Origin of the sequence: Variovorax sp. Varisp36, from assembly GCF_047304235.1 — a bacterium.
Classification (GTDB): domain Bacteria; phylum Pseudomonadota; class Gammaproteobacteria; order Burkholderiales; family Burkholderiaceae_C; genus Variovorax.
In genome coordinates this window covers 1-230 of sequence record NZ_JBGLYU010000143.1, presented here as the reverse complement: position 1 = coordinate 230, position 230 = coordinate 1, and the positions used below count along the sequence as shown (strand labels likewise).

Here is a 230-nt window from a genome sequence, read left to right as displayed (position 1 = left end):
ACGTCGACCAGCGGCGTCATGTTGATCTCGTTCATCACCTCATAGGGTTCCTCTTGTGTACCGAAGGACATGGCACAAAGCCCTTCTTGAGCGGAACAACGACGGCCTCGCTGCCGCTTTGAACGCGGGCGCCGGTCACGAAGAATGCATGCAGGTCGAGCGAGAAGGCGTTGAGCTTGGTCAGCACGAACTTCTTGCCGCGCACCAGGGCGTTGTAGCCCAGCACCGCG

1 pseudogene is annotated in these 230 nt (G+C 60.0%); it reads right to left on the bottom strand.

Annotation, left to right across the window (positions count from 1 at the left end):
- Window positions 1-34 precede the first annotated feature (34 nt).
- Window positions 35-230, bottom strand: a pseudogene (locus ACCD11_RS28500) (hypothetical protein); the annotation flags it as partial.